The organism is Massilia sp. P2_C2 (assembly GCF_056404615.1).
This window is the reverse complement of the sequence record NZ_JBFUDR010000551.1, coordinates 1-1906: the sequence shown is the minus strand read 5'-3', so window position 1 is coordinate 1906 and position 1906 is coordinate 1. Positions and strand designations below refer to the sequence as shown.

Below are 1906 nucleotides of genomic sequence, written 5' to 3'. Positions count from 1 at the left end.
ATCGATGCCAGCCAGCATACGGTCATCATGGTGCAGGTGGAGAACGAGGTCGGGACCTTTGGCCAGCCGCGCGATGATGGCTTGACGGCGCAGGCGCTGTTCAAACAGCGGGTACCGCAGGCGATCCTGACGCACAAGAAGTCGCCGGTCGCGGGCGCCGCGACGGGCACCTGGTCCGACGTCTATGGCCCGTACGCCGACGAGTACTTCCATGCATGGGCTTTCGCCAGTTACATCGAGGACATCGCCAAGGCGGGACGTGCCGTCTACGACCTGCCCATGTACGTGAACAATGCGCTGCGCGATCCCATCGAGCCGCTCGCGCCGTGGAACAACAACTTCAACGCCGGCGGCCCGACGTATGACGTGATCGACATCTACCGTGCGGTGGCGCCGCATATCGACCTGGTCGCGCCGGACTTCTACATGGCGGAATCGAACAGGGTCACGGCCAATATCGAGTTGTTCCAGCGCCCGGACAACCCGCTGCTGGTGCCGGAGATGGCCAATTCGGCCGCCATGGCGCGCTACATCTACCAGATCCTGGGTCGCGGCGCACTGGGCGTGGCGCCGTTCGGCGTCGACTATGCCGACTACACGAATTTCCCGCTGGGGTCGCAGTTCACCGACCGGAGAATGTCCGAGCCTTACGCCAGGGTCTTCGCCGTGTTCCGTCCGATGCAGCGCTTGTGGGCGACATGGGCGCTGGACAACCGCACGCATGGCGTGGCCGAAGGCGATGACCGCAAGCCGCAGACCATCATGCTGAAGAACTGGAAGGCGACCGTGTCGTACCGGCTGTGGCAACTCGGCGACGAGCAGTGGGCTGTCGACGATCAGGGAGCAACCGCCCGGTACCGAGGCGCCGAGTGGCGGCGTCGCCATCGCCCAGATCGCCGACAACGAATTCATCGTCGTCGGCCAGCATGCGCGTGTGAAGTTCGACACTGCGGGCGCGAACGCGGGCAAGCCGTCGATGTACGGCCGCGTCGAGGAAGGGTATTTCGACGGTAACGGCAAATGGCTCATGGTGCGCAACTGGAATGGCGACCAGGTCGATTCGGATCTGAACCTGACCGGCAATCCGGTCGTCCTGAAGGTCCGGCTGGGCACGTACTGATCAACGCACCGGTGCAGCCGGGTAGTTGATGACCTTCACCTCGAAGAAAAAAGGCGTACCTGCGCGAACGGAGTGAAGCAAGGCCTCGTGGTCGGCATAGAACTGCCGGATCATGATGCCTTGCCGGATCTGCTCGTCAGCCGGGGCATGGCCCACGAAGACGCTCCCCCCGTTTTCGACGGTCGATGCGAATGGATACTCATCGCGCCATTGGCCACGCAGGTTCACGACGCCGGCGGCAGTCAGGCTGTGATAACGCTTGTGGGACATCAGCCGCTTCTTCAGCGCACTGTCGGCGATATAGTCGTAGGTCAGAATGCGCGGCCAGCCGGCCATTTGTGCGTGCCAGATGTTTTCCGAAGTGAGCGGCATGGTCTTCCAGTCATAGACCATGACCGGCAGTTGTCCTTCGTCGGCTTGCGGCTTGTTGCGCAAGCGCGCATCGCGTTCTCCCTGCGGATCGATCGCCATCGGAACTCTCCTCGTTATCGTTTCGATATCAGGATAGTACAAACACGATGGATCGGAACGATCAACCTGCTGCCGCAGCACCGGGGGGGGGCACTGCGCCCGCTCACCGCGTTGTCCCATAATCGGTCATGCAACGGCATCAGGATGACATTGCAGACCGGCTCGAGCAGCGCCGTATGGATCAGGCGTCCATCAGCAGCCGTTCGAGCAGCGGCGCGGCCGCATCGGCGATGCGGTCCAGGCTCGCCTCGCGCAGCGCGGCCGTGTCGACAATGTGCGCGCTGAGCTGCCCGGCCCACCGCAGCAGTGCCGCGC

The 1906-nt window shown here is 63.3% G+C and carries 2 protein-coding genes and 1 pseudogene; 2 read left to right on the top strand and 1 reads right to left on the bottom strand.

All coding sequences use genetic code 11. From position 1 onward, the window contains the following. Window positions 1–27 precede the first annotated feature (27 nt). Window positions 28–768 (top strand): annotated as a pseudogene (locus AC1DYX_RS30725) (beta-galactosidase); the annotation flags it as partial. 58 nt (window positions 769–826) lie between these two features. Continuing rightward, the gene (locus tag AC1DYX_RS30720) at window positions 827–1120 is read left to right on the top strand and encodes a DUF5597 domain-containing protein (RefSeq protein WP_477265947.1); all 294 of its coding nucleotides are present in this window, start codon (window positions 827–829) and stop codon (window positions 1118–1120) included. Here the strand turns inward: AC1DYX_RS30720 and AC1DYX_RS30715 are convergent, their stop codons facing one another. Then, window positions 1121–1591 (bottom strand): NucA/NucB deoxyribonuclease domain-containing protein, encoded by a 471-nt coding sequence (locus AC1DYX_RS30715; RefSeq protein ID WP_477265945.1) that lies wholly within the window; start codon window positions 1589–1591, stop codon window positions 1121–1123. It abuts the gene before it with no gap. Window positions 1592–1906: the final 315 nt, after the last annotated feature.